The organism is Cognatiluteimonas weifangensis (assembly GCF_003416885.1).
In the GTDB taxonomy this organism is placed as follows: domain Bacteria; phylum Pseudomonadota; class Gammaproteobacteria; order Xanthomonadales; family Xanthomonadaceae; genus Cognatiluteimonas; species Cognatiluteimonas weifangensis.
Map to the genome: position 1 here is coordinate 1 of NZ_QVPD01000026.1, position 1,258 is coordinate 1,258.

1 protein-coding gene is annotated in these 1,258 nt (G+C 55.2%); it reads left to right on the plus strand.

Annotated features, from left to right (window positions below):
* Window positions 1-396: hypothetical protein (locus D0Y53_RS12795; protein ID WP_233511782.1), on the plus strand; the 396-nt coding region annotated here is incomplete at its 5' end.
* Window positions 397-1,258: the final 862 nt, after the last annotated feature.

A 1,258-nucleotide genomic window follows, 5' to 3' on the forward strand; every position in this document is an offset into this window, starting at 1 on the left:
TCGTTCAAGCCGAACTTGCTTCGCTACACCAACAACGTGGCAGGTAAAGCTTGCCACGTTGTCGGCTACGCTACGCAAGTCGGCTTAACTCAGGCGTTAGCGCGCATGGAACAGGTCGTCGCGATTCATAAAATCGAGTTTGCCCTTCTACCGTCGTTTGTTCAGCGGCGTAGTGGCTACCGGCCAAATCACAAGCATCCGCTCACTGGCGAGTTCTTCCTTGGCGAGGTCATGTTCACTGACGGACACGTCAATGAAGGGGCGACCGCAACCGGTACTGTCCGCCTGTGGCTAACGACGGAGGATCACGCTTCACTCATGAGCTTCGGCTCCTGGAGCGTTTGGGAAGCGTCGACCCATGTTGGCGCTATCAAGATTATGGAGAGTGCGCGCTAACAATTCGTTCAAGCCGACACCGCTTCGCGGCGTCGGCAAAGCCTCTATGATTGTGGCTCTGCCGCCGCCGCAAAGCGGTGCGGCTTAACTCAGGCGTTATGCCCCTATCAAACATGCCAGCGAGTTGCGCCACTTGGGAGTGCTTCAACAGCTTCAGCGGCTGGGTCGCGGCTTTTGGCACGATCTTGATATCCGCTATCGCTCTATGGCTCTCTGTGCGAGATAGACGTGTCAACCTGAAAGCCTCATTCGACTCGATCTATACAAGTGGAGCCAATCCACTGGTTTTGGACCGTCGAGGCTTCATGCTCTCTTTTACTAATGTTGGCCCACGCCCTGTTACGGTGACTGGCCACACCTGGCGGCTTCCGTTCCAGCGCAGAGAACTATTCTTCACTCCTCACCTAGAGCCAGGAACTGCACATCTCAACTCAAAGCTCCCGACTGAGGTCACAGACGGTAAAACCGGTCACGTCTTCTACAAACGAGAGTTCTTCTCGGAGCTTGAACAGCCAGAGATCGCGTTGTTTCATACAAACAAAACTATCGCTTTTCTGCGTATCCACCTATTCCGTATCAACCTAGGCACATCAGTCGGCAAGCGGGTAAAGGTAAGAATCTCAAAGAATGCTCGCAAAGAGCTGTGGGATCTGTATAAGGGGCATAACAATTCATTCAAGCCGACGCCGCTTCGCGGCGCGGCTTAATTCAGGCGTTATGCGGGTCGGGCAATCGCTCGGTTTGCTTTCGCAGTCGTCGGATCTCCGTCGGTCACTGCAGTTGCGTCGCGGCAAGGCAACGGCGTCGCTTCGGTTGCACTGCGTTGGCGCTCGGCAGCCTGGCATTGCGCCCCGGACAGTTC